This is a genomic window from Trinickia camelliae (genome assembly GCF_053525655.1).
Genome location: NZ_JBCHAA010000016.1, coordinates 48,514 through 71,234, shown reverse-complemented (window position 1 = coordinate 71,234; position 22,721 = coordinate 48,514). Strand labels below are relative to the sequence as shown.

Here is a 22,721-nt window from a genome sequence, read left to right as displayed (position 1 = left end):
CCGGGGAGGCAACATGTCAGGGGTCCGCAATCCACGCACGAGTCGTCGGGAGGCAGTCGAGGAGCCGCTTGCGTCGCGCGAGTGCGTCGCAGAGCAGTCGTCTCGGCGCTTGCGGCGCAAGCGCGAAACGCGCGTGCGTCTTCTCGATGCCGCGTTTGTCCTGGTCGCGAAAAAGGGAATGGATAGCGTCACAATCAACGAGATCACCGACGCTGCCGATGTGGGATCCGGGTTGTTCTACAACCACTTCGACTCAAAAGAAGGACTCTTTACGGCACTCATTGAATGGCTATTCGAGGAATTCGCGGATACGCTCGATGGCATCGTCGGCGGCCTGTCCGACCCGGCTGAAGTGCTTGCCGTGTCGGTACGCCATACGCTGTTGCGCGCCTGTCGCGATCCCGTGTGGGGACAGTTGCTGATCCGCGAGGGGCTATCCGCGCGTGCGCTCAGCACGGGACTTGGACAGCGCCTGTTGCGCGACATGCGCAGAGGCATTGCGCAAAGACGCTTCACGGTCGCGGACGAACTGCTATGTGCCATCTCAGCGATCGGCACCGTCCTGGCCGGACTCGCGGCCGAACTTCATTCGTCGTCTTCGAAGCGGAGCCGCCTGTCGCGAAAAGTCCTTCGACCCCGGGAGGAACGGTTCGTCGAGAACATCGCGACAGTCGTGTTGCAGGCCGTTGGTCTCAAGCGCATGGAGGCCGAAAAGATCGCCCGGCGACCCATGCCACCCGGCACCGCCAGAGTGTGATGAGCGCCGGCGGCGTGCCGCCCGGCGTGCTCCCGGCAGCGAGATCAGTCCCGATAAAGCGCGGTGCTCAGGTAGTGACGGCGCAGCTCCCGCAACGCCAAAGCGCACGCGGCGCTGGCCGGCAGTGCGAGCAGAACGCCGAAGAACCCGAATACCTTCCCGAACGCCAGCAGCGAGAAAATGACCGCAAGCGGATGCAGACCGATACGCTCGCCGACGAGCCGGGGTGTGAGAATAAGGCTTTCGAGGATCTGGCCGACTCCATACACGAGCGCCACCGCTCCCACGCCGTACCAGTCACCGAATTGCAGAACAGCGGCGAAAAGCGCGGATGCCAGCGCTGTCGCAAATCCGATGTACGGAATGACGACGGCCAGTGCCGTGAGGACACCGACAGGCAGCGCGATGCGCAATCCGGCGATCGTCAGCGCGGCCGGGTAGAAAACGGCCAGCACCGCGACGACGGCGAGCTGCCCTCGCAGGTACTGCGACATCATGTGGTCGACTCCGGCGACGAAATCCCGCGTTTGTGCGAGCCAGCGCCGTGGCACGAAGCTTTCGATCCGCTCCAGTGCTTCGGGCCTGTCATACAGCAAATAAAACAGCACGAGTGGCAAGATCACGAGATTTCCCGCTACGTCGATCACCGCACTGCCGCCCGTGCGCAGATATCGCCAGACGGCGAGGACAGCATCGTGCTCGCTTGCCGTCAGGTGCGTGGCCACAGCGGCAGGCAGACTCGTCCAATCGGTCCAGAAGTCGATTCCTACGGAAGCAAGCCATGGCTTGCCGGCGGCTTCGAGTTTCGACGCGAGCGAAGGGATCTGTCCGGTCAGCTCGGGGCCTTCCATCCGAACAACCACGAATACCAGCAGAACCAGCAGCGCCATGAGCGCCACGAAAAGCGACATCATTACCAGCGCGGCAAGACCACGCGGTGCTCGCCGACGTACCAGCCACTCCACGCCCGGCTGGAGAACATACGCGATCATCGCGCCGAACAGAAAAGGTGTCAGCACGGAGCGCAGGCTCCACAGCAGCACGCCGGCCGACAGGGCGACGGCGCCCCAGAACAACGATTGGCGATAATAGGCAGTCATGGTTGCGTCTATTGTTGCGTGTTCGCGTGAAGCGTCGGGGCAGACTCGATCCGATGCATTCAGTGTATGGGTGCGCTGGTTCGCGCAACGAGGCGCTCCAGTTTGAGCAAGGCTTCGCCGAGCAGGTCGATGGCACTATCAGGTGTGGACGCGGTGGCCGCGCCGCGAAGAGCCTGTTGCACTATCTGGTGGAGGTTTTCGGTTTTCGCTTGACCGACTTTGGCGATGCGTCGCTTTTCCATAAGTTCTCCTGTTGGTTAAAAAACTGTCGGACACCTGATGGGGAAACTGGCGCTGGCGCCGGCGCCGAGTATAGGTGTGCAAGCAGGCAGATACACGTGCGCAATTCGTTGTTGCGAAATGGGGCACTGCAAGGCGCCACTGCACGACCAGGACACCCCACACACCGCATCATTGCCACACACATCATAAATGATATAATAATCACCCTTGATTAAAAAGCGGTTTCAACGCTTTCCTGTCGACGCGGACGTGCCGGCAAAGCGATATGGGCAGGCAATTGCCATCTGAGCGCAGCTCCCAGCGTCTGGATCTTTTCGCCTCATTGAGTCTGCGCCGTGCGACGCGTCATTCCGTTCCTCCTTCGCCTCATCGTCGTTGCACTGCTAGCGCTTGCCCCGTTCGCCGCATGGGCAGCCCCGCCGACGAGCCCGGAAGCCGACGGCATCGCCCATGTTTCGGGCTACGCTCGCGTCGAAACGGACGTATCGCAGGCGCTCGGCGCACTTCAGACGTGGGAAGACGGGATCAGGCAGCGCGCATCCAGCGCGACGAGCGACGCGCAGCTACTCGAATTGAACGCGCTGAGCCGCCAGGCGGCCGATGAAGCGGACAGCCTAACGACTGCCTAGCAGCGCAAAAGACTCCGCTGTGTCGCGGTTGTCGACTACGATCAGCAGCGCCGTGATATCACGGGCGTCTCTGCGGGGGACGTTCTTTCCTGCGGCCTGACCGATCCGTCACACAGGGGCAGGATTAATGATGAAACGGCTCCCTCGCCTCGGTCCGTCGCCGCTCGCCTCGATGGTCCCTCCGTGCGTGGCTATCAGTGACCGCGCAACTGACAGTCCTATAGTAAGCTCTCCCTTTCGACGCCTGCTCGCCTCGTGTGCCTGCTCAAACATTTGGAACATAGAAGGAATGATGGCCGGCCCCATTCCGATGCCGTATCGTCCTGTACCACGATCAAAATGTGCCTGTCCGCACGCTGCAATCGAACGAAAATGTGTCCACCATCGGGCGTGTACTTGACGGCTTTATCGAGGACACCCCATAAGGCGAACACCGGATGTTTGCCAGGGCGGCCTGGGCGGCCTCAAACTGCAAGTGCAACACCTTGGCAGACTGCCCCATCATGGCCTGGAGACCGAATTGGCTTGGGGGTCTTCAGTCAACGGTGCGAAAGCACTTGCGAAGCCGTTGACTGAAGAAGGGATACGACAGCCGAGTCACTCCCGATCAACAACTTCTTGCGGCCAAGAGAAAAGCCCCCACACGCACGCGGTCTACCCCGCGCCCCGCACCGCGACGTCGCCGGTAGAACTGCCGATGGAATGGACCCAGCCGCCCAGAAGCGTTAGAGCACTTCATATATTGTGGCTACTCGGTCAAATGGCTGCGTCGGACCTGGTGAGCAAAAGCCTTCTGCACGCTTGAACCCCGACGAAGCTCGCAATCACAAGGACGAAATTGCCGACATGGTAATCGAGCGGCTTGGCCTTGCGCTCGAAGACGAACGCCTCGACGCCGGCCTGGATGCTGCGGTGATGTTCAAGCTCTAACGCGGTGTTGACTGTCCAACCTGCTAAACCGGTATAGCGAGATCTTGCGCAGCAACTGCATGTTCCTTTGCAGCCAGAATCGGATTTCGCGGAGACGACCGCGACGAACTGATAGGTGAACAGTTCGCCCGAGCCAGCACGCTTCTAACTGTTTTTATGGATCTGGTCTCTGATCCGGTCCAGTTCCTTAGACGATCCAAACGCACCGGAGAGAATTGCAACATCACTTGTCGTTAGACTCTCGATGCTCAGTCCCTTCAGCGCAACGTTGCCGACCAGCCGGTTCGCCATTGCACCTGCGCCGCCCTTGATCGTTTCCGTCCCGAACTCATGGAACCGACCCATTAGGCTACGGGCCAAGTCCGAACGTGCCTCGCCATCGTGCATCAGCTTTTCGATGTTCTGTTCGCTGTCGAAAATAGCGGCAGAGGTGGCCTCGCTGTTCGGCACGCCCAAGGAAGGCGGAATCAGGTCAACAAAGAATCCTTTGCCAAATATTTCGGAGCGTGAAATGGCTTGTCGCCAGAGCCTTGCCCGTTGTTCATCGGCAATGGTGGCATCGACGAGCAGGTCTTTTAGCAACGCAAGTCCGTTGTCACCCTGAACAGAAAGCCATACGTTCAAGGCTAGGTCTGCGTCCCCAGTGGCCTGAATGGCACCGCGACGAAGCAGCGCAACGGTAACTGCCCGACGCGCATCATCCCCGATGTGTCGCGACACGATCTGCCATGCTTCGCTGAGTGCCGCTATCTGTTCCTGCTCGCTGGTTTTCAACGTGCTCACAAGCGCATCAATCTGCTCGACCGACAGGCCTGGATTTCGCCGAAAGAACGGTAGCGCGAGACGAGGCTCGACCTTCCAGAGAGCGCATGCGGTCTCGACGAGGCGAGCACGCTTGTCCTGCCCGACCACACCGCGGTCGAACATGTCGGAAACGGAGCCGAGCACATCGTCTTTTACCGCTGCCGCCTGGCTGATCGAAATGGCACAGGCCTCTTCAAACAGGACAGATGGGTCATACGGCGCAAGCGTCGCGGCTGGTGCAGGCCAGCGACCGACCATCTGTCGATGCAACAGCGCGTAGTGACCGGGATAGTTTCTGGCCTGCTGGAAGAGCTGCTGCAGCGAGGTTCCAAGCGTTGAGGGTGTTGCATGGGCAAACACTTTCGCGATGGGCGGAAAGATCGCTTCAAGATAGTTGCCGTTTGCGCTCCGACTGGCGAGATTGCTCAAAGCGCTGTCAAGATGCCCCTTGAATGGCGCCTTGTCCCAGCTGGAGGCGGGAAGCCCGGTGACGAACGCTGAGTAACGGTCTGCCACCGCATCGTTAATCGGTTCCATGTTCAGTATGGTGGTCACTGCGTTCGCGGCCGCGCCCTTGAGGTTGTCATCCTCCCCGGGTAGAAGCTCCGTCAGCATTTCGATACACGGCAACGGGAGGTCCGAGATAACCCGCGGAGCCCAGGTGTTCAAAACCGCGGTCGCCTTGGCCGTATTCACCCGACGCAGTTGAGAGACGATGTCGCACGCGAACCGGGCGTGAGCATCGTTGCGACTCCACGCTGTTGCAAGTTCGACCAGGCGCTGCAGCGCGCTATCGTCGAGCGACTTAATCCGCGCGACAACCAGCTTCATCAACTCGGGGAATGCCTCATGAACATCGACCTCAGAACTGTTGTCTGTGAGGTCGTGCTGCAGGCGGGCGGCGAAGGCGCTGAGGAATAACGAAATTTCGACATCCGCGGCGAGCCCTTCGTTTGATACGGCGACCTGCCAGGCGGTCCTCACTGCAGCCGGCTGAGTGAGCTCGATAAACCGACACACGATTGGCCACGTTGCGCGCCGCGCCTCTTCCCCGAGCGTCATCTGTGCGGAGAACACGCCACCGGCACGTTGCATCGCGGCATCCATGTCGAATGTCGCTGGCTCCTCCTTATCGAGTTCACCGGCAAGCGCGGCCACGTAGCGTGTCCCAAGAGAACTGGCGATGCTACCTGTGTCCACGGAGAGCCAGCCCTCCAGTTCACCAAAACTAAGCTGTCGGGATGCGTTGCGAACACGAACATTTCGGCTCAGCAACCAGTCCAGGAACAGCGCATCTTCTCTAGCTTCCAGGCCCTGTTCCGCACGCACACGCATGCCAAGCGCAGCAATGATTCTCACCATCCCAACTGCCTCGTCCAGGCTCGGCGTCTGGCCAGAGTCAAGCCTGAGGCTCAGATCGTCGTCGTCCACCATCGCGTCGCCAATGAGTCGGGAAGTCACGGCACGTTTGTCAGAACCTGACGCTTTGGCGAGCAGGCCCCTGATTCGTACGGGTCCCAGCTGCGAACGCAGGTTCGGACTGTCGTCAAGCGTCCTGCAAAGCTCGTTTAGCACCTGCGTGAGAGGTGGATCCGGAATCCGCTCGATTACGTCCGCCATCACGCGTGCGCCATTCGTGCGGCGTGCTTCCGTTTCGCCTCTCAGATCTTCAAAGAGGTTGTAGAGGTTCTTTGCCTGCTCCACGCTCAATGGTGAAAGATCATGGTGCCTGCCAAGTCCCTCGAGAACGCCATCGGTGTCGCCGGATACGAATGCGTTTCGCAAGGAGGCAATCTTCGGCCCCAGCCGTCGGGAGACAGGATCTTCGGAGAGCAGTAGCAGGCTTTCCAGCGGCTGGGCCCATCGAACGCCTACAAGCCCGGCGAGAAACTGACGTAGTGGCCGGTATTCCGGTCGCAATTGCGGTTTCTGTTCAGCGGCAGTCTCCTGCCCACCCGAAGCGGGCTCGGAAAGGTACTTATCGGCGAGGATTCGCCGGATGGATTCCGGGCGCTCGGACAGACTCTGCCCTCTCACGACGACTTCTGTGAAGTGAAAGAGCAGTTCAGGGTCGTCCTGCAGTTCGCGGTAAAAATCCGGGAAGCTCACTTTCAGGGCTGAAAGCGCACCGAGCGATATGGGATGGTCGGTGACTGCCCCTTCGTGCAACCCGCCGGCGCGATCGCTGCCAACCCCGTCGGCTTCGCGCTTTTTTGCCAGCCACCACGACTGCTCGAATGCGTTGACAATCTGCAGCGCGTTTCGCGGATCCTGCACGCCCGCATGAATCATTCTGTCAACAACGGGCGCCAGAGGCACGCCGCGCTCAGCGAGATCGGCCGCGACACCGCCCATGCTTTGCAGCTTCCGAGTAGCAAAGTCTCGCATGTCGTTACGCGGTGACGGCGGAATCTCCAAGCGGAACTGGAAGATCCGGTCAAGGTACCGCCGGGCATCAAACCGGTTGAACACTGTCGCGGGCAAGTCGGCCGAGCGCCGGCCTTTGGCCAGCGCATCCGCAATCTTCCCTTCGTCGCACGAAATGACGAATACCAGCCCCAATCCCTCTGGCAAGCGACCCTTCGGAATCTCCATGAACGTGCGCACGCCATCCAGACCGAGCACCATCTCTTCCGCCGACAGCCTGTCCAGATCATCGACGAACACAACCAGTCGTTCACATCTCTTCCCGCTCCGCCCGTCAGGGGACTTGTCTTTTCCATCCTTGTAGCGGGCCAGCTGTCCAAGCAACATGTCCTCGTACTGCTCCGAACTGGTGCTGGGAAGCATCACGCGTGTCATGGCAGACGTGGCCTTCACTTCTGGCGGCTTCACGTGCTTGAGTACGTATCCAAAAAGAATCGTTACACACAACGTCATCGTCGCCTTGGTCGCGTCATGACCGGCACCGAGGACTAGGTTGCTGAGCGCGAGAATGATGATGAATGCGGCCATGACCACCAGCACAGCGGGAATCGGCAGCATCCAGGAGCGAAGCGTTTCCCAGAAGTATTTGAGCGTCGGTTTGGGCTGTTCTGTGACGTGGCTGATCTGGCGGAAGAGCCGGTCCTGCAGGTTTTCCTCGTGCCCTCCGAGCTCAAGGAATACATGGCGCAGGAGCGCCCGCTTGATGTCCTGGTCACGCCCGCCAAAGCGCCATGCATTAAAGGTTATGCACTGTATCTTCTCCGATCGCCTCGCGCCCTGATGCTTTGTGGCATCGTTTCGAAGCTCGGCCATGTACATCTCTTTGATACTGCTCTTACCTGTGCCCCAACCACCGAGAAGGCCAATGCTGAAAGGTGTCGGGTGATCCTCCGACTCGATCAGACTGCGTAACGCGAGCGCGAAATGACGGTGACCAAACGCATCGAGTTGCGCGTCCGCGATCTCCCGGTCCAGAACGGACGGCATTTCATTGGCGGTGGGAATTTCTCTTTTCATGGTCTTCTTTTAATAGTGTTGTTCTGACATGAAGATCGATCGAAGCCTTGCTCGATTCGGTTGTGCCCGCCTGATCCTGATCGAAACAAGCGGCGCGGTTCATCTGGCAGATCGAAGCTCCCGCCCTCGGACCGGGTCGCTTCTGAACGGTTCTGCCGTATGCGGTGTGCGTCGAGACACGGCACACGGCATGATACTCCGCCGGAAGACCCCGAACGAACGCGCCCGGACGCCACGAGTTCGATGAGCTGACAACATCTGATAGCCAAAACTGCGGTCTGTCGTCGCCGGCGGGAACAACAGAGTCTCCGGGGAGCCGATGTGTGCGCGGCGCGACCGCCTGTGGCTTTTTGCCGAACGCTGTGATTGCCACTCGGTAGAAGTGATCGCTCACTTAGCATCACACAACGGTCGTCAACGATTCACTGGCGAAGGTCTCGTACTGGCCGACTTGATCCTACCCACGTTCGGTGGATAGTCTCAATACGGTAGCCAAATTGATGCGAGAGGCGCAGATCGTGCCGAAAGCCATCCAGCAGTATCGCGTAACCACTGAGCACGGAAAGACCAGAAAGGCCTCACCGGATTTGGTGAATTTTATTGGCCATGTCTCGATCTGACAGGCAGTCAGGCCGATAGAGATAAGCGACCAATGAGAGATGAGTTTCTCTCTGCCAAGCTCCAGTGCATCGCGCTCCCTTGGCAACTCCCGCGCTTCCCTCATGACGCTGGCGAGCTGTTTTTTTTCGATCTCAGCGAGCCGTCGATGCTCAGCGGCGTCCGCGGACAGTCGCTGGACATCGCCGACGCGCTGTTCGTTACCCGTTGGGTTCGGCAAAGCGCGGCCTCAGCACGCCGCTGCGCTTCGCGCGCCTCGTCGATCAGTATCGTCACGCGCGTTGAATGCTTTCGAGCCGAGAGGTTGCCTGGTCGACTTCCGACCGCGAGGAGAATTCATGTTTGGCCCAGGCGGCACGGAGCGCCTAAAGTTCGCGTGTATGCGCGAACGAGCTCTGTCGGCGACCGCAGTACAGTCGCGGCATCGACTTTGTTGTGACCTATTCAAGATTAGGAGGATCGGAACACTTATCTACAAGCTTACCCTCCGAGTTTCGTCTAACAGACCGTGTGACCAAATTGCGCCCGCCCTTCCGTCTTCCGACTCCTCTACGCTCCGACTGAGGAATTGCCGGCAACACTGTCTGGAACCACTCGGAATCAAACTGCCGACACCAGTCGCCCAGGTCGGAGTTTTTGTAGTGAAGCAGCTTCCGGGTTCGAACGCCCTGTTCCAGGTAGCGCTCGACCTTGGAGCGATTCATGATGCGAAGTTCTTCCAAGCCTTCCGCGCTATCTTTTCGGCGAAATACGTTGTTACGGCGAAGAGGCCCACAAAGCTTGTTTGCCACGGCTTGTAAATTCCCCTTGAGTGCCTGCGCCACGGCGTCATCGTTTGCCGCCACAATTAGCTCGTCAATACTTCGTTCGAACACCCGACCCAGCTGTCTCCTCAGACGCGGATAGGGGATGCCCTCGTCAGCGCTCATCTTCGTGAGACTGAAGCCGCGACTGAGCTTGTCAGCTAACGCGACCGGCAACCCGGAGACCTCCAGTGCTGCCTCCAGGCCTGCGAGTGAGTACGTGAATGCCGTCTGCGACATCACATCAACTGGTCGGCATGTTTCAGTATCTTGTCGGCGCTGAGCGTCGATCATTGTTTCGGCGACGGCAACCAGCGCGAGCTGTGCAATTGGGTTGACGCCCGTGTGCGCTCCACGAACGGCCTTATCGATAAATCGCGATGTAATTTTTGTACCTAGTGCAGCCGAGAGTTCTTCGAGACTCGTACACTCCCACATCCCAAGCAACCTGTGAGTAATCACTTTTACATTGCAATCTGCGTCTCGACCGAAAGCGTTGGTAAATAGGTTGGCTCTGGCTGCTGGCCGAAGGAACTCGCCATCCCCATTACACACCTGCTGCACCAGCGAGAGATGACGAGCGTAGCCCAGCGAACCACTGTGTGGAACCGCTGCGAAGCCGCGCGACCCACAATGCGGGCAGCTCAACGCTGGAAGATTCCATTCGCGCTCGGATCCCTGGCTGCGCCCGCAACCGAGACAAGCTCCTAGCAACTGTTCACCGTGCGTAGGGCAATGGTAGATACCCGGAATCTGGTGAACTGTGTGCCAAAACGCGAGTCCGAACTGAGCTTCGTCATCTTGCATACACTGCCGGCAGCAATACATGTCTCGCTTCACCAATTTCTGCTGTGGCATACCGGTAATGAACTGCTGCGGTTTGGGACCGTCGAACGCCTTGCACCGCATTTCCGTCAACCAGGCTTCTGCGCGCGCATCCGACATCGCTGACGCATAGAAGCCGAACAAACCTGCGTGACTCAGCAGATCCTCGGCATCCTGGACTATCCCCATCGACTCCGCCAGACATGCGCTAGCACCGATACAACTTACGATGTTCGCGTCAGCGCGGCCAAAAAGTTGCAGGAGCGTCGACATCTTTAGTCCGTTTCCGGAAAGCATGTGGGCCGCGACGGCGATCGAAAAGAGAGTGACGCCTCGCGGTGTGGCGGGGATGCACATTACGCTACTTTTCACCTCTTCTCCCTCGTCGCGACGCATTCCGCGCGACCACAAGATGGGCAAGTAACTCAGCGATGGATCGCTGCTCCTCCGCGCTTCCGTCCATAAGCTCGTCAAGCAACGCGCGCGCCCTCGCGACTGCAGGCATCTCAAGTTGGATAGAAGTGTGGCGAGAAGCCTCCGCCGCGAATCGACAAAGCGCACTGACGTTTGCCGAGGACCGCTTCGCCTGTCCGTTCAGAATCCGGCTGATCTGCGACTGGTCAACGCCAGTCGAGCGCGCCACCTCGAACTGCGTGAAGCGGCGATCGGCGATTGCGGCCCGGAGCCAAGCAAGAAGTTTTTCTTCGTCTGCGTTCATTTCCCGGATTATGCATATTTGCATATTTCCATGCAACAAGTGCGTTTGTTGAATCCGCCTCAATGACCCAAGATAACGAAGACAGTCCGAAGAGATTTAGCGGCCATGGACAAACCTGATACAGCCATCGAACTGATCGCGTTTCCGGAATTTGCTCCGGATGAGACCGTGTTCAGCATGCTGGCTCGAGCTCACTGCCTTGGCGGATATGAAAGTGCCGTCGCCGCGAGTCGCGCCATTCTGGGCGACGAGAGGGCCGCGCTGCTCTTCGACTTCCCACGGCGGTTGGAGGAACTGGGGCGCCTCATACCTGGACGGCTGTCTGATCCTGCCGCACTTGCAATCAACGCTACTTGTCTACCATTCTTTACACGGTTTCGCGACCGATCGGTTGAGGAGCGAGCAATTCAAAAAATGTGCGGTCCATCTGTCGCCGCCTTGAAGGACGACCTCGGCCTTCGCGCCAGCGCTGCTGGCCCTCAATCGACGGTAAAGGCCTGCCCAGACTGTATGGCCGAGGATACTGCCACGCACGGAATAGCTTATTGGCATCGCATCCTGCAATTGCCAGGCGTGACCGTCTGCCCAATACATCGCGTACCATTGCTCGAATCGGCACCGGTTCGGCAGGGCAAACAACGGACGCTGTTCCTTCCACATGAACTGCGGTGGACGTACCCTGTTACTCGAAACCAAGAAGCGGCGACATACAAATGTTCACTAAGACTCGCCAATCTAGCTGCGGCAGCACTGTCCTACGCACTACCAGGAGGATTCCAGCCGTTAGCGCTCTATTACACATATCGGCACGGGCTTAAGGCTGGGGGCTTCCTATCACGGGGGAACCGCCTACGGTTCGCCTCACTGGAGCGGCTTTTGGATGCACATGTCGGCAAGCTTCCTGCCTCCATACGCCTGTGCCGTCCTGAGCTATCCAGAGAGACCAACAGTCTCCTGACCATTCTTCGCGCGAAGCAGCAAACATTTAACACGCTTCCTCATCTCGTTCTGATCGATTTCCTCTTTGAATCGTGGGATCACTTCGTGTCAACGTACGAATGGGAGCACGCGATGAACGCGAAGGTCAACGCTCACGGCGGCTTATCTACTGATCGCGTACCTTCGGAAGTTCGGTCTCGACGTTCGCACACGCTGCAAATGGAATCTCGTTGGGATCGGTGTACTACGGCCATTCTCCGGTACATGAAGGAGCAGCCGGACTGCACACGTTCGCAGCTTGTCAAGGTCTGCGGGGGACCGTGGCGATGGCTTTACCGGAACGATCGGGAATGGCTCGACGCCAATGCCCCGGCACCGCTCCCACGCCGACGCCGATATCTGTCGTGGGTGAACTGGCAAAAGCGCGACGCGACGCTCGTTGAGTTGATCGAGCGGGAAGACCGTATCGCCGGATTCCCCAAAAATGCACGAATTACCCCGAAAACTGTCCTCCGTAACCTGGGGCCCATTCCCTTTTCTGTCCAGCTGGAAAAGATGCCAAAATCCTCCTCCAAACTATCAGAGATTGTCGAACAGATTCGCGCCGGCACCGATAACCGGGTGCCGGCATCCTGAACTCCAGCGATCCACCTACTTACGACTTACGCCCCCTCGCCAGCCTCATCTTTTCGAAGTTATCAAGCAGCACGTTTTTGAGCCCCTCTGCGCGCAGATCGTCCTGAGAGAGTCGCTTTCGTTTTTCCGCTCCGTTCAGCTGCCGGCGAATCCCAGAAGTGACTTTCCGCTTATACATACTCTCGGCGGTCTGAAAGCGCGGTCTCCGCTTCTTCTCGGGCTCAGATGGTGTAGCTCCTGACGGAGGAGACACACGCGTCTTGTTGATCGCCGACGATCCGATTAACTCGTCTGATTCCGCCCACCGTGCTACGAATGACATAACCGGGATATCACGAAATTGACTCAGCGCGTTCACGTCTCTATCGGCAAGCGCGCGGATTAGCGGGTGCGAAGCCTTGATCGTAGGCCCCTCGTATGCCTCCAACACATCAGCGTCAGTTATAAATTCCTGCCCTCGCCTCAATGCAAGGAGTTGCGCCTGAGCCAGCAGCTTCGCGAGGTAGTCGCAAACGCCGCCGGTACACCTGAAGAGCAATCGCGCTGAATCCCTTATAAGCGGTGGATTGCGCATAACGTTGAACTGCAACATTCCGGGCACCAGGAACTCGGCCCAATCGGGGTCATGGGGGAATAGCGCGGGCCAAAGGTTGAAGAGTCCACCTGAGGTAAAACGCCTGACATCCTGCGTGAAATCATTGAACCCCTCGAAACCCTTTGGGTTACCAATAAGAACAATGGGAATACCGAGATTTGCCAGGCGGAGAAAAAACAGAACCATCAGGTCCCGGGATGCGGCTTGAGCGAAGTTTCGTTCCTGTATTTCCTCAATGATGAGCGCACCGCAGAAGCAGTTGTACAGAATCTTGGAAACTGAAACCATATGATGCTCAACGGACCATTTCTTTGCAGAATATTGAGAAAAGTAGTCGGTCCCCAATGCTGCGTCGATTTGTCTGTAAAGTTGCATCAAAAAACCGAGACGACTGCCATCCGAGGTCATATCAACCTTGACCCACACCAGTTGCTTCTGCATGGTCCAGCCCGCCGCTTCGCTTGGTCCGTGTTTGACAACCTGAGGCAGTAGACTCAATGTTCGGTCGACAATCGCGGACTTTCCCAGACCGGTGATGCCATCGATCGTCACGCACCGGGCATTTCGTGTGATGAAGCCTGGCCAACCGCCGTCGAATTTTCCTTGCCAGCCACCCACAAGGTAACGCTGCTTTTTGATTTGTGCCAGACACGGGTTGCGTTCCTCATAGCCTGCGAAGATAGCCGTCAATATCGCGTCCGCGATGTCGATCGCCGTTGATGTCGGAACGAAATGGCTGCTAATTTTGGCAAGAAGAGACGCCCGGTCCTGCGCAGGCAGGGACCGGAGTACTTCCGCATTCAATGGTTCGTTCAGTAGCAGCGCGGGCAGAGCGTCGAAGTTTACCGGCAATGGAAGCGAATCAAGAAGCGGATTGTTGGATTGTGCATAGTCGATCATTTCGTTTTCCTATTCTTTCCAAAACGTCGCAACAGATCGAGCGCTGGCGAGCGCGATTTCGGACGACTCGAAGATCCCGGAGGGAGCAAGGATTCAGATACGCCGCCCACAGCAGGCTCAGCATTGGGACTCTTCCCTGGTTTGTCGTCTCCTCGCCACATCAATTCCTTTTCCTCATCACGATTCCGTCGAATATTGGCGGTACGCTGCTTCTTGGAGAGTGGTTCGACTTGCCGGTCAAGCTCACGCCTCTTTTCCTGCTTCGCCTTGTCTATATCCGCGAACAATGCGGAATCAAGAGCAGACTCATCCTGATCTAATTCGGTCTTGGCAAGATGTCTGGCCAGCGCGTCGCTATCCTGAACAGAAAGGTGATCCGCCAGCGTCCACTCCCGGACTGCGAGGGAGTCAAGCGAGACGTTCTTTAACTCATGAATTCCTTCAGAAACCAGCCACATCCGGCGCAAGTCCTGGGGATCACCCCGCACTTCGACCTGTTCATGTCGTCCTCGCGCCCGCAACATCAAACCCTTCTTGAGGAGTACCTCGCCCACGAACCGGGCTCCACTGATCAGTTCAATTTTTCGACCGCGGTCCGGCCGAACGAGATAGATTCCCGACCCTGTGAGTACTGCAGGCAACGCCGGGAGCAGATGCGCCCGGATAGCATCTGCAGACGGAGGCGCGCCTGCGATATATCCGTTTTCCACACACCACCAATAGATGCTTATTCGGGTCGGTGTTACGCCGTCCCGACGCATCTCTGTGGTAAGCAAGTGCTCGCAACGTTCGTAGTTGTTGTAGTGGACAATGCGGCGAATTAAATGTCGCATGTACTCAAAGTACGTCAATACTGCATCGAGTGCAGGATGATCTTCACCGCGTCGCCTCGCTCTTCCATACGTCGTTCCTTCCAGCTTGTGGTCGAGTCGTGAATGTAACTGGCGATGGCTTGATTCCACCGGCCCTTTGCTATCCGCGCGTCCCGCCGGAGCAAATTCGAGCGTACTGCCAATTCCAGAGATGCTCTGCTTGCACGGTTCAGATCTGAACTCGCCGTTGTCCCCGAGATATCGGGCGAACGCGATTGCCGGCCACATATCCGAGGAGATTTCAACGTCAAAACGAGCACAGAAATCGACCTTATCCATTGCTGAATTTGCAGCCGCCATGAGTGCCGTTTTGGTGGAGGGTGAATCGAAACCACAATAGATTCCGGCCCACAGCCCGGTGAGCCCGTCGACGATCTTGATTCGGCTCAGGGTGCCAACAGGCTTTATCCTTGAAACGGCCGATACCAGATGCACATCATTCGACGTGGCGTCGCAATACGCGATTTGGCCGACTGCATTGACTCCATCGCGAGCTGTTCCGGGTAACGCGCGAAAGTTTCTTTCAAAATCGCCGTCGAAAAGTTGAAGATATGTGGCCGATTTACGGGTGTTGCCGCCGTTTCCCCAGTAGCGGAACTGTCGGAGTGTTGGCCGCTCATGTGCGGGCTTGAGAATTGGAACCTGCTCACCTTCCTCTGAGGCAGTCTCAGCTCGATAGAAGGCTTCCATGGTCCTTCGGTATGCAGAGTCCACCGTCTTCCCGGGTCGGACAAACGTTTCCCAACCGAAGCGAAGACGCTGGCGATCCTCCTCCCCTATCAGGAATCCCTCCAATTCCGGCATAGAGTTTCGGACCGCTATGTTAGGCCGCCCAAGCTTCTTTCGTTGAATGCGGATTTGGCCTCGCGCGCCCGAGTTGTGAAAGCGCGGCAGGAGGGCATTTACGTTGCCGCCCCCTGCCCAATATAAATTCAGTATGCCGGCCACCTTCTTGACGCACACACCAAGCTCCGCTGCACGTGATCCAACAACCCCTTGATACAAGCCGCACTCCAGCAATTCAAACGGCGTGTGTCGGGTGACGATGGGTTCAATTACCGACCATCGGACATCGCGCCTCGTTAGCTGACTACATCGTTGCGCATCATTGGACCGCCCATAACGCGCCTGAATCTGCGCATCCGACTGCAGCCACTCGGTAGGGGCAGCGTCTTCGACGATGTCGACGGACAGCTGCCTGATGAGTAACTCGATTGCACGAACCGAGTAGCACCGCGGCATTCGAAGATGGGAAATGGCGCCTCCGTCGGCGTACGCGAACTGGATTATCCAAAGCCTGTCAGCTTGCTGATTGACGAGGACCACACGGTAGGTACCGCTGAACGGTCCACACTCTGAAGTCGATCGAAAAACATGGTTTGCCTGGATATAGTTCATGCTGCTTCCTCTGACAGTAGTCTCTGGCACAACGTCTCACGGAGCAGACGACCGCCCGGAACGGCTCGTTGAGAGGTGACTTTTGGGTGCGAGAGATCGATATCGATTTCCAACTGCCAGGCAAGCAGGTGAAAAGCAGGCCATGCTAGAGACAGATCGAAACCAGATCGGTCTGACGCAACCTTGACGGCATGGCGCATCGTAGTTTGTACGATCGTTTCCTTGAGGATGCCCTTGAACGTTTCAAATCCAGCGGCAGCAGATATACGAGACTCCTGCGAGACCGAGACGCCGCAGACCTCGAGGTTAGAGAGCAGATAACTCGATAGCGCGAGTTCATGGGCTACGTGATATCTCGCCGAGATCGCATTGCAATAGCGGCGTTCAAGTTCGAGGCGCTCAATCATTCGGGAGGTGAGCGGCGCCTTTTTCAGGTCAGTTCCCGCTTTGCATGAAATCACTACCATTCGGGGAGCGGTAGCTCCCGGCACGGTCGCGACGACATCGAGGGTCGCTACATAGGGCACGTCACTTCCCGGAAACACGCCGTGGTCTATGTCTGCCTCCGCGGCCAGTTCAACCAACCCCGGAGCAGTGAATCCGTCAAATTCGGATGCCTCCCTCGCCCCGACAAGCGGATGAGGGTGCGGAAACGGCCACGCCGGCAATTGCTCTCTAACGTCTGAAGCGCCCAGCCAGTAGCACAGCATCCCGAACTGCCGCTCCACGCGAGTCAGCGCGTGGAAAGCTCTCGCGTATCCCGGCAGTGGACCCACCGATTGATTCCCCTTAGGAGAACAGTTCTTTCGACGGATCTGAATGAAAGGACGGTACGACTCTCCGTGCCCTTGTCCGTAGCCCTCTTCGATCATTCGTCTCAGCTTTTCCCATGTCATTGCCTTTGCCATGTCGGCACCTTTGCGCGATGTCGACCGCACAGTCGTCAGTGCTGCGAGTGGTTGCTGGTGTGTGCGGTCCGTTCGGTTAATTGGCGAGCGCCGGCGCGCGACCGGGAAAGGTCACGAGCGTTGGGCGCGTCGAAAACGTGGGGACAAAAAGGGCTTGACTTGGCCGATTCGGAGAACGATACTGAGGATGTCCAGTCCCGCAGCACCGCGCTCTTCAAGAGCCAAGAGAAAAAGCCAGTCGTCCTCGATTGGCTTTTTTCTTTTCTACATGTCACACCTCCTGAGTTAGGTCACAAGTAAGCCACTGTTAGGTAGGCGGGTGCTTCACCCTAGCTCGTACGACGCGGTGGTGAATGCGCCTATGACCGATTAATCCCACATCTTCATTGGGCTGGGTGGCAACCAAGACTTCTCGACTTCCAGGAAACATCCGGACGCGCGCCGCGTGTCGGTTCGCAAGTTGCGACACGACGGCTGCCAGCTCGTTGGATGGATCACTGACTTCAAACGTTGGAATTGCTCCGACTTACGCACCGCGTGTCCAGGCTTACCCTGCGCCCGCGCAAGCGGCATCTATCGCGGGAACAGTAGCTAGATCTCCCCAAAGCCGGCAACGGAACAGTTGTCGACCAAGCCGACCTTACTTTTCCTGAAGAACGAATAGATGGGAAGTGGAACGCTTGTGTCAACCGCCCCTTGCGATTCCTTCGACGATAACGACGTGCATCAAAAACATACGCTTACACAGATATTCAGTCCACAATTTATTGATAAATAATTAGTTATCCATATTGCAATGCTATATTTAAATTAATCAATATTTACTTGGATTGGTCAGAATGCCAATGCTTCGAGCCGGTCAAGCCAGTAACTGCCGGGAAACGGAATTCGTGAGACTGGAAAGACGGAATTGATGAGACCACCGGGATTGTCTCCCCGGAGAATCTATACCTGGCCGATGGCGTCACGTCGAGGCGTCGGAAAGATGCGGGCCTACGACGGCCAGTGTGGCCGAGCGCTGGCCCGCACGTCCACCTCATTATCTATGGCCAAACCGAACGGCAGAATCAGTCTGAAAGGACTTCAAAGACGGCAACCCCGACATCGAGGGCACCGAGCACATTCGGTCTGATCGTCGATACGAAGGACCACCGCAAGTCTGATCGCGAAGGGGAACGGATATTTGGGGGCGGCATGTGACGCGCCGCTCTGTCACCCCCCGGCGTTCTGCTCACCATCCCAGAATCCCGGCCAGCGCCGTAAACATGCCCGCGAGCATCGCGATGGCTGTCCAGACGGCCGCATAGCGAGTAACTTTGATAGGTAAGCAAGATGAATATCGTTTCTTTCATTTGGTCCCTAGGCTGCGCACCACTCGGAACAAATGCCCGTTTCGGGCCGAATTCAGCCGTATCCGGTCAGTCTCACTATTTCGCGACACGAATCCGTTCAGTCTCACGAATTTGCGAAATCGTCGCACGCAGCAACGACGGAATTGACGAGTAAGTGTTTGATCTGTCGAGCCACTCAGTCTCGCGAGACTGGAAATACTGAAATCGTGAGACTAGCCGGACTCGGGCGGAGGGGGGGGTTGGCGAAAAGCCCCCCTACACGAGCGGCAGTGACCTGGGATGTTGACTTGCCCGGAATCCTGACCCGGGATTGCAGTGGGACCCAGAGGGTGGGTCAGGACTCCGTGCAAATCAACAAGCGTTCCGCTTCGAGGCAGGCCGCCGACACTTTTAAGCGCTGCCCCAAACGCTGAATTGATTACCGGAGAAATCGTGCCGCTCACTCTGCATCTTTCTGTGCCGCTTTTCGCCGCGCAAGCCGCTTCTCCCAGTACTCTCTTCGCGCCTGATGGAACGTGGGCAAGCCCAGATAGATTTGCTGCGTCGCATCGGCAAGATCTAGCAAGCTATGGGTATGCTCAAAATCGGCAAAGCGGGCATGTGCGCCGCCAAGTTTTTTCCACGTCGTCGAAAGCAAGTAATCCATTGTGAGTTCGTGTCCAGTGAGAAGCAACACTGGGTTTGTCGGCTCGCCGTGGATATTTACGCGACGCCCCCAATTCACGAATTTTTTGAGAAGCTCCTTCTCGGTGCGTGTGAAGTGGTCGCGCAAAACTGAAATTACAACGACGACATTCGGGAGCGTCGTGGCCACCGACTTAAGCTTGGCAAGGTCACGCGCCGTGATCAACTCGCCCTGCCCGAGCGACTTAGATTCACCAATGATCAGTTGCGGTGGTCGCTGGCTCTCGCGGCCCAAGCGCTGGTCGCCGCGCCACGCGACGAAGTCTACCTCGCATCGCACGCCGCCAAACGATAGGTTCATCCCCGTAGAAAAGGTCATTTCACTGGACGATGAGTTGAACCGTTCGAGTACGCGCAGCGTCAGCAGTGCACTGTAGGAACCGCGGCCATAGTCCGGTGCCGAGAATGGGCCGATGACGCGGTAGGTGAAATTCTGATTGTTCGCCCGCAGAGAGGCCTGCGGGAAGTCATAGGGCTTAAGACATCGCTCGCACGCTACTCGATAATCGACGTTCGTCAACGTGCTCCAGTTCTTGGCGCTGCAATGCGGGCAATCGGTTTCCAGGCCGAGGCGGATGACATTGCTTTTAGTGAAGTCATTGAGGCCGTGCCGCGAGAGCGAGTGACGACTCTTACGCGCCGAAATGAGGTCGGTCCAATCTTTGAGCCTGGCGGTCCTGAGTTCATAGGTTTCTTCGATCATGTCCTTTTCATTGTTCTTGCGCCGCAACCCACCTGCCATCTTGTTTAGAAGCTTCAGCGTATCGATGTCAGCCAGCAGATGAACGCCCCAAAGTCCACCGAGTTGCTCCAGCATCTGCCGCGCAATATGGCCGGGCTCTGACAATTCGGCTTTGATTCCGAACAGTCCGAGCGAGCCAACGATCGCATCGATGGCACTTAACAGTGACACGTACTGTCCTAACTTGGTAAATTGCTGCGGAAACACCCATCCTTCACTGCTGACGGGAATGGCCTCGCCGCCCAAACCGAGTTGAGGCCACGAGCGGTCGAATGTGTTGAAGGGCAGCATCGTCGCGATGTCGCGATCGCTGGAGTTTGAGATTCTCAACACATTGACCCAGCGGTGGTCACCTCCGCCGTATTGCTTGGCAAACTCGGGCCCCAGGGTTTCGAACGTAGTCCGAAGTTCTTTGTCCTCCTTCAGGGCGAGATCGGCGCGGCGCTCCTTGGACGTCACTTTGAGACGGTCGTCGCGGTGAATGCGGTCGTCACGATGTTCTACCCAAATAGCGTTGCGCCAGTACTTAATGGAGAGTGCACCCAGCGGAAGTCCTGGTTTAAGGCTGTGGATGAGGCCTTCCGCCTTCACTTTCGGGATCGACCGGCCAAACTCGATCGTAGCGTTGTGCATCACGCCATTCGGGTTGCCCATGACCGGCCGATGCTCTGCCTTGAGGATCTTATAGATATCGTCGCCCAACTCTTCGAACCATTCGAGCGGAACGGGCAAGACGGGACGGGGTTCTAGCCTAAGATTCCACAAATCGATCAAATCGGTCGGTCGTATTGGATCGAATACGAAGATAAGAAGGTCGTGGTACCAGTACCGCTGCGTATCGAGGCCATAGCGCGTCACCCACAATGGGGTCACCGCGCCTTTCAAGAAAACCCGCCGCCAAGCGTCCGGGGTGGGCTTTACGGTCTCGGGTTGATAGACGCCGCGATAGTTCCGTTCGAAATACCTGACAGTCTTGGGAGCCGGATAAACGCCGAACATTACGTCCGCAGCACAGTTCCCGCGTTCAGGTGAGACATACAAACTCTCCTGCTTGTCACGTCGCACGAATTGTTGCTCGGTCTTGTAGATATGTGCGAGAACCTCACAGACATTCAGACCAAACTTCGGCTCCGACCAGTTGCGGTCCCGCTCGGGTTCCAGAAACTCTTTCAGCGTGACGATTTGCTTGTGCAGCGAATGCTTCTGGCGGACCGCCCCGAGACCCGCTTCCTCAAGCAAACCCATCTCGGTCTCAACATAGACGTCAGGTTCGAAAAACCGCGCGTAGCCCTTGGCAACCTCAGTGCCCTTGAAGCGCTGATAGATCTCCGGCCGCCATTCCTCGGGAGCGCGTTTAAATACAGGAATAATCGGATTGAAGACGCCCCCCCATAAGCAGGTGCATGCACGCATGATCGTGCGGACGGCCGTCAAGTCAGTCGGGGTTGTAAGAAAACCGATGCGTGTTGGCCTCAGAAGAATCTCAGCTGATATTTCCGGCATACCTTTGATTCTCCAGAGTCTTGGTCCGAAGAAAATTGGCGCGTAACTCCGCCAACCCGCCACGTTTCAATTCTTATGATTATTGTCGCAATACCATCAAATTACATCCCTTCTCATCGCGCGACTTTGTTTTCCAAGTTCGTCTCCAAGGCTCTCCAGAGCATCGAAGCAACGAACCACGTCTGGGTCTCGCATTGTTGCGTCGTAGCCTGCTTCTCTCTCGATGGCGCGTAAAGTCCGCAACTCGGGGCTGCACAGACGTTTTCAATGTGGGCGCGGGAAGGACAAGTTAATGTCGCAAGCGCCGGTCCGATCGGGACCGGACACAGCGAATGGTCTTAACCGGGAGGGCATGGACCGCAGGTTGCGGAATTGCGGGTGGCCGACCGTAGCAGTCCCTGTTAATCGCGCCAGCTCGAATGACCCGTCGCGGCGTATCGCGTTAGCTCCGATGCCTTACCGAGCGGCTCGAGCGTCTTAACCGCATTGCTGCCGAGCTTGTGCTGACATTGAAATGGACTGCCCTGCCGTGGCGCACAACAAGAGGGAACTGATTGAGAGCGAACGGCTTCGACGACCATCGTGCGCCGGAAAGCAGAAAGCCCTCATTATTCGAGGGCTTTCAATTTCACTGCAGTTTCCAAACTTTATTGCGGCGTTTAGTTCGGATTTTCCAATCTTTATTGCACTTTCCAAACTATATTGTCACGCTACACTTGGCTTACGCGCCGAAATTCTTCGCGGCGAAGTCCCAGTTCACGAGGTTCCAGAACGCTTCGACAAACTTCGGACGCGCGTTGCGGTAATCGATGTAGTAAGCGTGTTCCCACACGTCGATCGTGAGGAGCGGCTTCGCATCGGTCGTGAGCGGCGTGGCGGCGTTGCTGGTCGAAACCAGGTCGAGCGAGCCATCGGCCTTCTTCACGAGCCATGCCCAGCCCGAGCCGAACGTGCCGACTGCCGTTGCCGTGAATGCTTCCTTGAACTTGTCGTAGGAACCCCACTTCGCGTTGATCGCGTCGCCGAGCGCGCCCGCCGGTGCGCCGCCGCCGTTCGGCGAGAGGCTGTTCCAGAAGAACGTGTGATTCCAGATTTGCGCTGCGTTATTGAAGACGCCGCCCGACGACTTCTTCACGATCTCTTCGAGCGACAGGCTTTCGAACTCGGTGCCCGGAATCAGCTTGTTCAGGTTGGTCACATAAGTCTGATGATGCTTGCCATAGTGAAACTCGAGCGTCTCTTCCGACATGTGCGGGGCGAGTGCGTTCTTCGCGTACGGCAGCGGCGGGAGCGTATGTTCCATGATGCTGTTCCTTCTATC

Annotated in this window: 15 protein-coding genes; 4 read left to right on the top strand and 11 right to left on the bottom strand. The window is 57.4% G+C overall.

Going from position 1 to position 22,721, the window contains the following annotated elements; genetic code table 11:
- The first annotated feature begins 13 nt into the window (after window positions 1-13).
- A complete protein-coding gene (locus tag AAHK20_RS24520) occupies window positions 14-757 on the top strand; it encodes a TetR/AcrR family transcriptional regulator (protein ID WP_449184104.1) in 744 nt (247 codons plus the stop codon).
- A 44-nt stretch (window positions 758-801) separates the two neighbouring features.
- Here AAHK20_RS24520 and AAHK20_RS24515 read toward each other — a convergent pair whose 3' ends face one another.
- Window positions 802-1,857, bottom strand: a complete 1,056-nt coding sequence (locus AAHK20_RS24515; RefSeq protein ID WP_449184103.1) for an AI-2E family transporter — start codon at window positions 1,855-1,857, stop codon at window positions 802-804.
- A gap of 59 nt (window positions 1,858-1,916) precedes the next feature.
- Window positions 1,917-2,099, bottom strand: coding sequence for a hypothetical protein (locus tag AAHK20_RS24510; RefSeq protein WP_137331284.1), 183 nt, complete (start codon window positions 2,097-2,099; stop codon window positions 1,917-1,919).
- A gap of 336 nt (window positions 2,100-2,435) precedes the next feature.
- Between AAHK20_RS24510 and AAHK20_RS24505 the strand changes: the two genes are divergently transcribed.
- The gene (locus tag AAHK20_RS24505) at window positions 2,436-2,729 is read left to right on the top strand and encodes a hypothetical protein (protein WP_449184102.1); all 294 of its coding nucleotides are present in this window, start codon (window positions 2,436-2,438) and stop codon (window positions 2,727-2,729) included.
- A gap of 108 nt (window positions 2,730-2,837) precedes the next feature.
- Here the strand turns inward: AAHK20_RS24505 and AAHK20_RS24500 are convergent, their stop codons facing one another.
- A complete protein-coding gene (locus AAHK20_RS24500; RefSeq protein ID WP_449184101.1) occupies window positions 2,838-3,035 on the bottom strand; it encodes an ATP-binding protein in 198 nt (65 codons plus the stop codon).
- 495 nt (window positions 3,036-3,530) lie between these two features.
- On the opposite strand from AAHK20_RS24500, the gene AAHK20_RS24495 reads away from it, so the two are divergent.
- A complete protein-coding gene (locus AAHK20_RS24495) occupies window positions 3,531-3,659 on the top strand; it encodes a hypothetical protein (protein ID WP_449184100.1) in 129 nt (42 codons plus the stop codon).
- Between the two features lie 144 nt (window positions 3,660-3,803).
- Here AAHK20_RS24495 and AAHK20_RS24490 read toward each other — a convergent pair whose 3' ends face one another.
- From AAHK20_RS24490 to AAHK20_RS24480, 3 genes are all read right to left on the bottom strand, one after another.
- Window positions 3,804-7,907 carry a KAP family P-loop NTPase fold protein gene (locus AAHK20_RS24490; RefSeq protein WP_449184099.1) on the bottom strand — a complete coding sequence of 1,368 codons (4,104 nt, stop codon included), beginning with the start codon at window positions 7,905-7,907 and terminating at the stop codon, window positions 3,804-3,806.
- Between the two features lie 1,058 nt (window positions 7,908-8,965).
- Window positions 8,966-10,426: a TniQ family protein gene (locus AAHK20_RS24485; RefSeq protein ID WP_449184098.1), complete on the bottom strand. Its 1,461-nt coding sequence runs from the start codon at window positions 10,424-10,426 to the stop codon at window positions 8,966-8,968.
- An 88-nt stretch (window positions 10,427-10,514) separates the two neighbouring features.
- Window positions 10,515-10,871, bottom strand: a complete 357-nt coding sequence (locus tag AAHK20_RS24480) for a helix-turn-helix domain-containing protein (RefSeq protein ID WP_449184097.1) — start codon at window positions 10,869-10,871, stop codon at window positions 10,515-10,517.
- 105 nt (window positions 10,872-10,976) lie between these two features.
- On the opposite strand from AAHK20_RS24480, the gene AAHK20_RS24475 reads away from it, so the two are divergent.
- A complete protein-coding gene (locus tag AAHK20_RS24475; protein WP_449184096.1) occupies window positions 10,977-12,446 on the top strand; it encodes a TnsD family Tn7-like transposition protein in 1,470 nt (489 codons plus the stop codon).
- A gap of 19 nt (window positions 12,447-12,465) precedes the next feature.
- Here AAHK20_RS24475 and AAHK20_RS24470 read toward each other — a convergent pair whose 3' ends face one another.
- The 5 genes from AAHK20_RS24470 to sodB all read right to left on the bottom strand — a co-directional run bounded on the left by AAHK20_RS24470 (window position 12,466) and on the right by sodB (window position 22,703).
- Window positions 12,466-13,941, bottom strand: a complete 1,476-nt coding sequence (locus tag AAHK20_RS24470; protein WP_449184095.1) for an AAA family ATPase — start codon at window positions 13,939-13,941, stop codon at window positions 12,466-12,468.
- Window positions 13,938-16,211, bottom strand: coding sequence for a TnsB C-terminal domain-containing protein (locus AAHK20_RS24465; RefSeq protein WP_449184094.1), 2,274 nt, complete (start codon window positions 16,209-16,211; stop codon window positions 13,938-13,940). Before AAHK20_RS24465 ends, AAHK20_RS24470 begins: the two co-directional genes overlap by 4 nt.
- Window positions 16,208-17,119: a PDDEXK family nuclease gene (locus AAHK20_RS24460; protein WP_449184093.1), complete on the bottom strand. Its 912-nt coding sequence runs from the start codon at window positions 17,117-17,119 to the stop codon at window positions 16,208-16,210. Before AAHK20_RS24460 ends, AAHK20_RS24465 begins: the two co-directional genes overlap by 4 nt.
- 1,791 nt (window positions 17,120-18,910) lie before the next feature.
- Window positions 18,911-21,400: a hypothetical protein gene (locus tag AAHK20_RS24455; protein ID WP_449184092.1), complete on the bottom strand. Its 2,490-nt coding sequence runs from the start codon at window positions 21,398-21,400 to the stop codon at window positions 18,911-18,913.
- A gap of 721 nt (window positions 21,401-22,121) precedes the next feature.
- Window positions 22,122-22,703: a superoxide dismutase [Fe] gene (gene sodB, locus AAHK20_RS24450; RefSeq protein WP_449184091.1), complete on the bottom strand. Its 582-nt coding sequence runs from the start codon at window positions 22,701-22,703 to the stop codon at window positions 22,122-22,124.
- Between the last annotated feature and the right edge of the window lie 18 nt (window positions 22,704-22,721).

Coding starts and splice junctions, on each gene's coding strand:
- AAHK20_RS24520 (WP_449184104.1), top strand. CDS start 14: ATGTCAGGGGTCCGCAATCCACGCACGAGTCGTCGGGAGGCAGTCGAG.
- AAHK20_RS24515 (WP_449184103.1), bottom strand. CDS start 1,857: ATGACTGCCTATTATCGCCAATCGTTGTTCTGGGGCGCCGTCGCCCTG.
- AAHK20_RS24510 (WP_137331284.1), bottom strand. CDS start 2,099: ATGGAAAAGCGACGCATCGCCAAAGTCGGTCAAGCGAAAACCGAAAAC.
- AAHK20_RS24500 (WP_449184101.1), bottom strand. CDS start 3,035: ATGGGGCCGGCCATCATTCCTTCTATGTTCCAAATGTTTGAGCAGGCA.
- AAHK20_RS24490 (WP_449184099.1), bottom strand. CDS start 7,907: ATGAAAAGAGAAATTCCCACCGCCAATGAAATGCCGTCCGTTCTGGAC.
- AAHK20_RS24485 (WP_449184098.1), bottom strand. CDS start 10,426: ATGTCGACGCTCCTGCAACTTTTTGGCCGCGCTGACGCGAACATCGTA.
- AAHK20_RS24480 (WP_449184097.1), bottom strand. CDS start 10,871: ATGAACGCAGACGAAGAAAAACTTCTTGCTTGGCTCCGGGCCGCAATC.
- AAHK20_RS24475 (WP_449184096.1), top strand. CDS start 10,977: ATGGACAAACCTGATACAGCCATCGAACTGATCGCGTTTCCGGAATTT.
- AAHK20_RS24470 (WP_449184095.1), bottom strand. CDS start 13,941: ATGATCGACTATGCACAATCCAACAATCCGCTTCTTGATTCGCTTCCA.
- AAHK20_RS24465 (WP_449184094.1), bottom strand. CDS start 16,211: ATGAACTATATCCAGGCAAACCATGTTTTTCGATCGACTTCAGAGTGT.
- AAHK20_RS24460 (WP_449184093.1), bottom strand. CDS start 17,119: ATGGCAAAGGCAATGACATGGGAAAAGCTGAGACGAATGATCGAAGAG.
- AAHK20_RS24455 (WP_449184092.1), bottom strand. CDS start 21,400: ATGCCGGAAATATCAGCTGAGATTCTTCTGAGGCCAACACGCATCGGT.
- sodB (WP_449184091.1), bottom strand. CDS start 22,703: ATGGAACATACGCTCCCGCCGCTGCCGTACGCGAAGAACGCACTCGCC.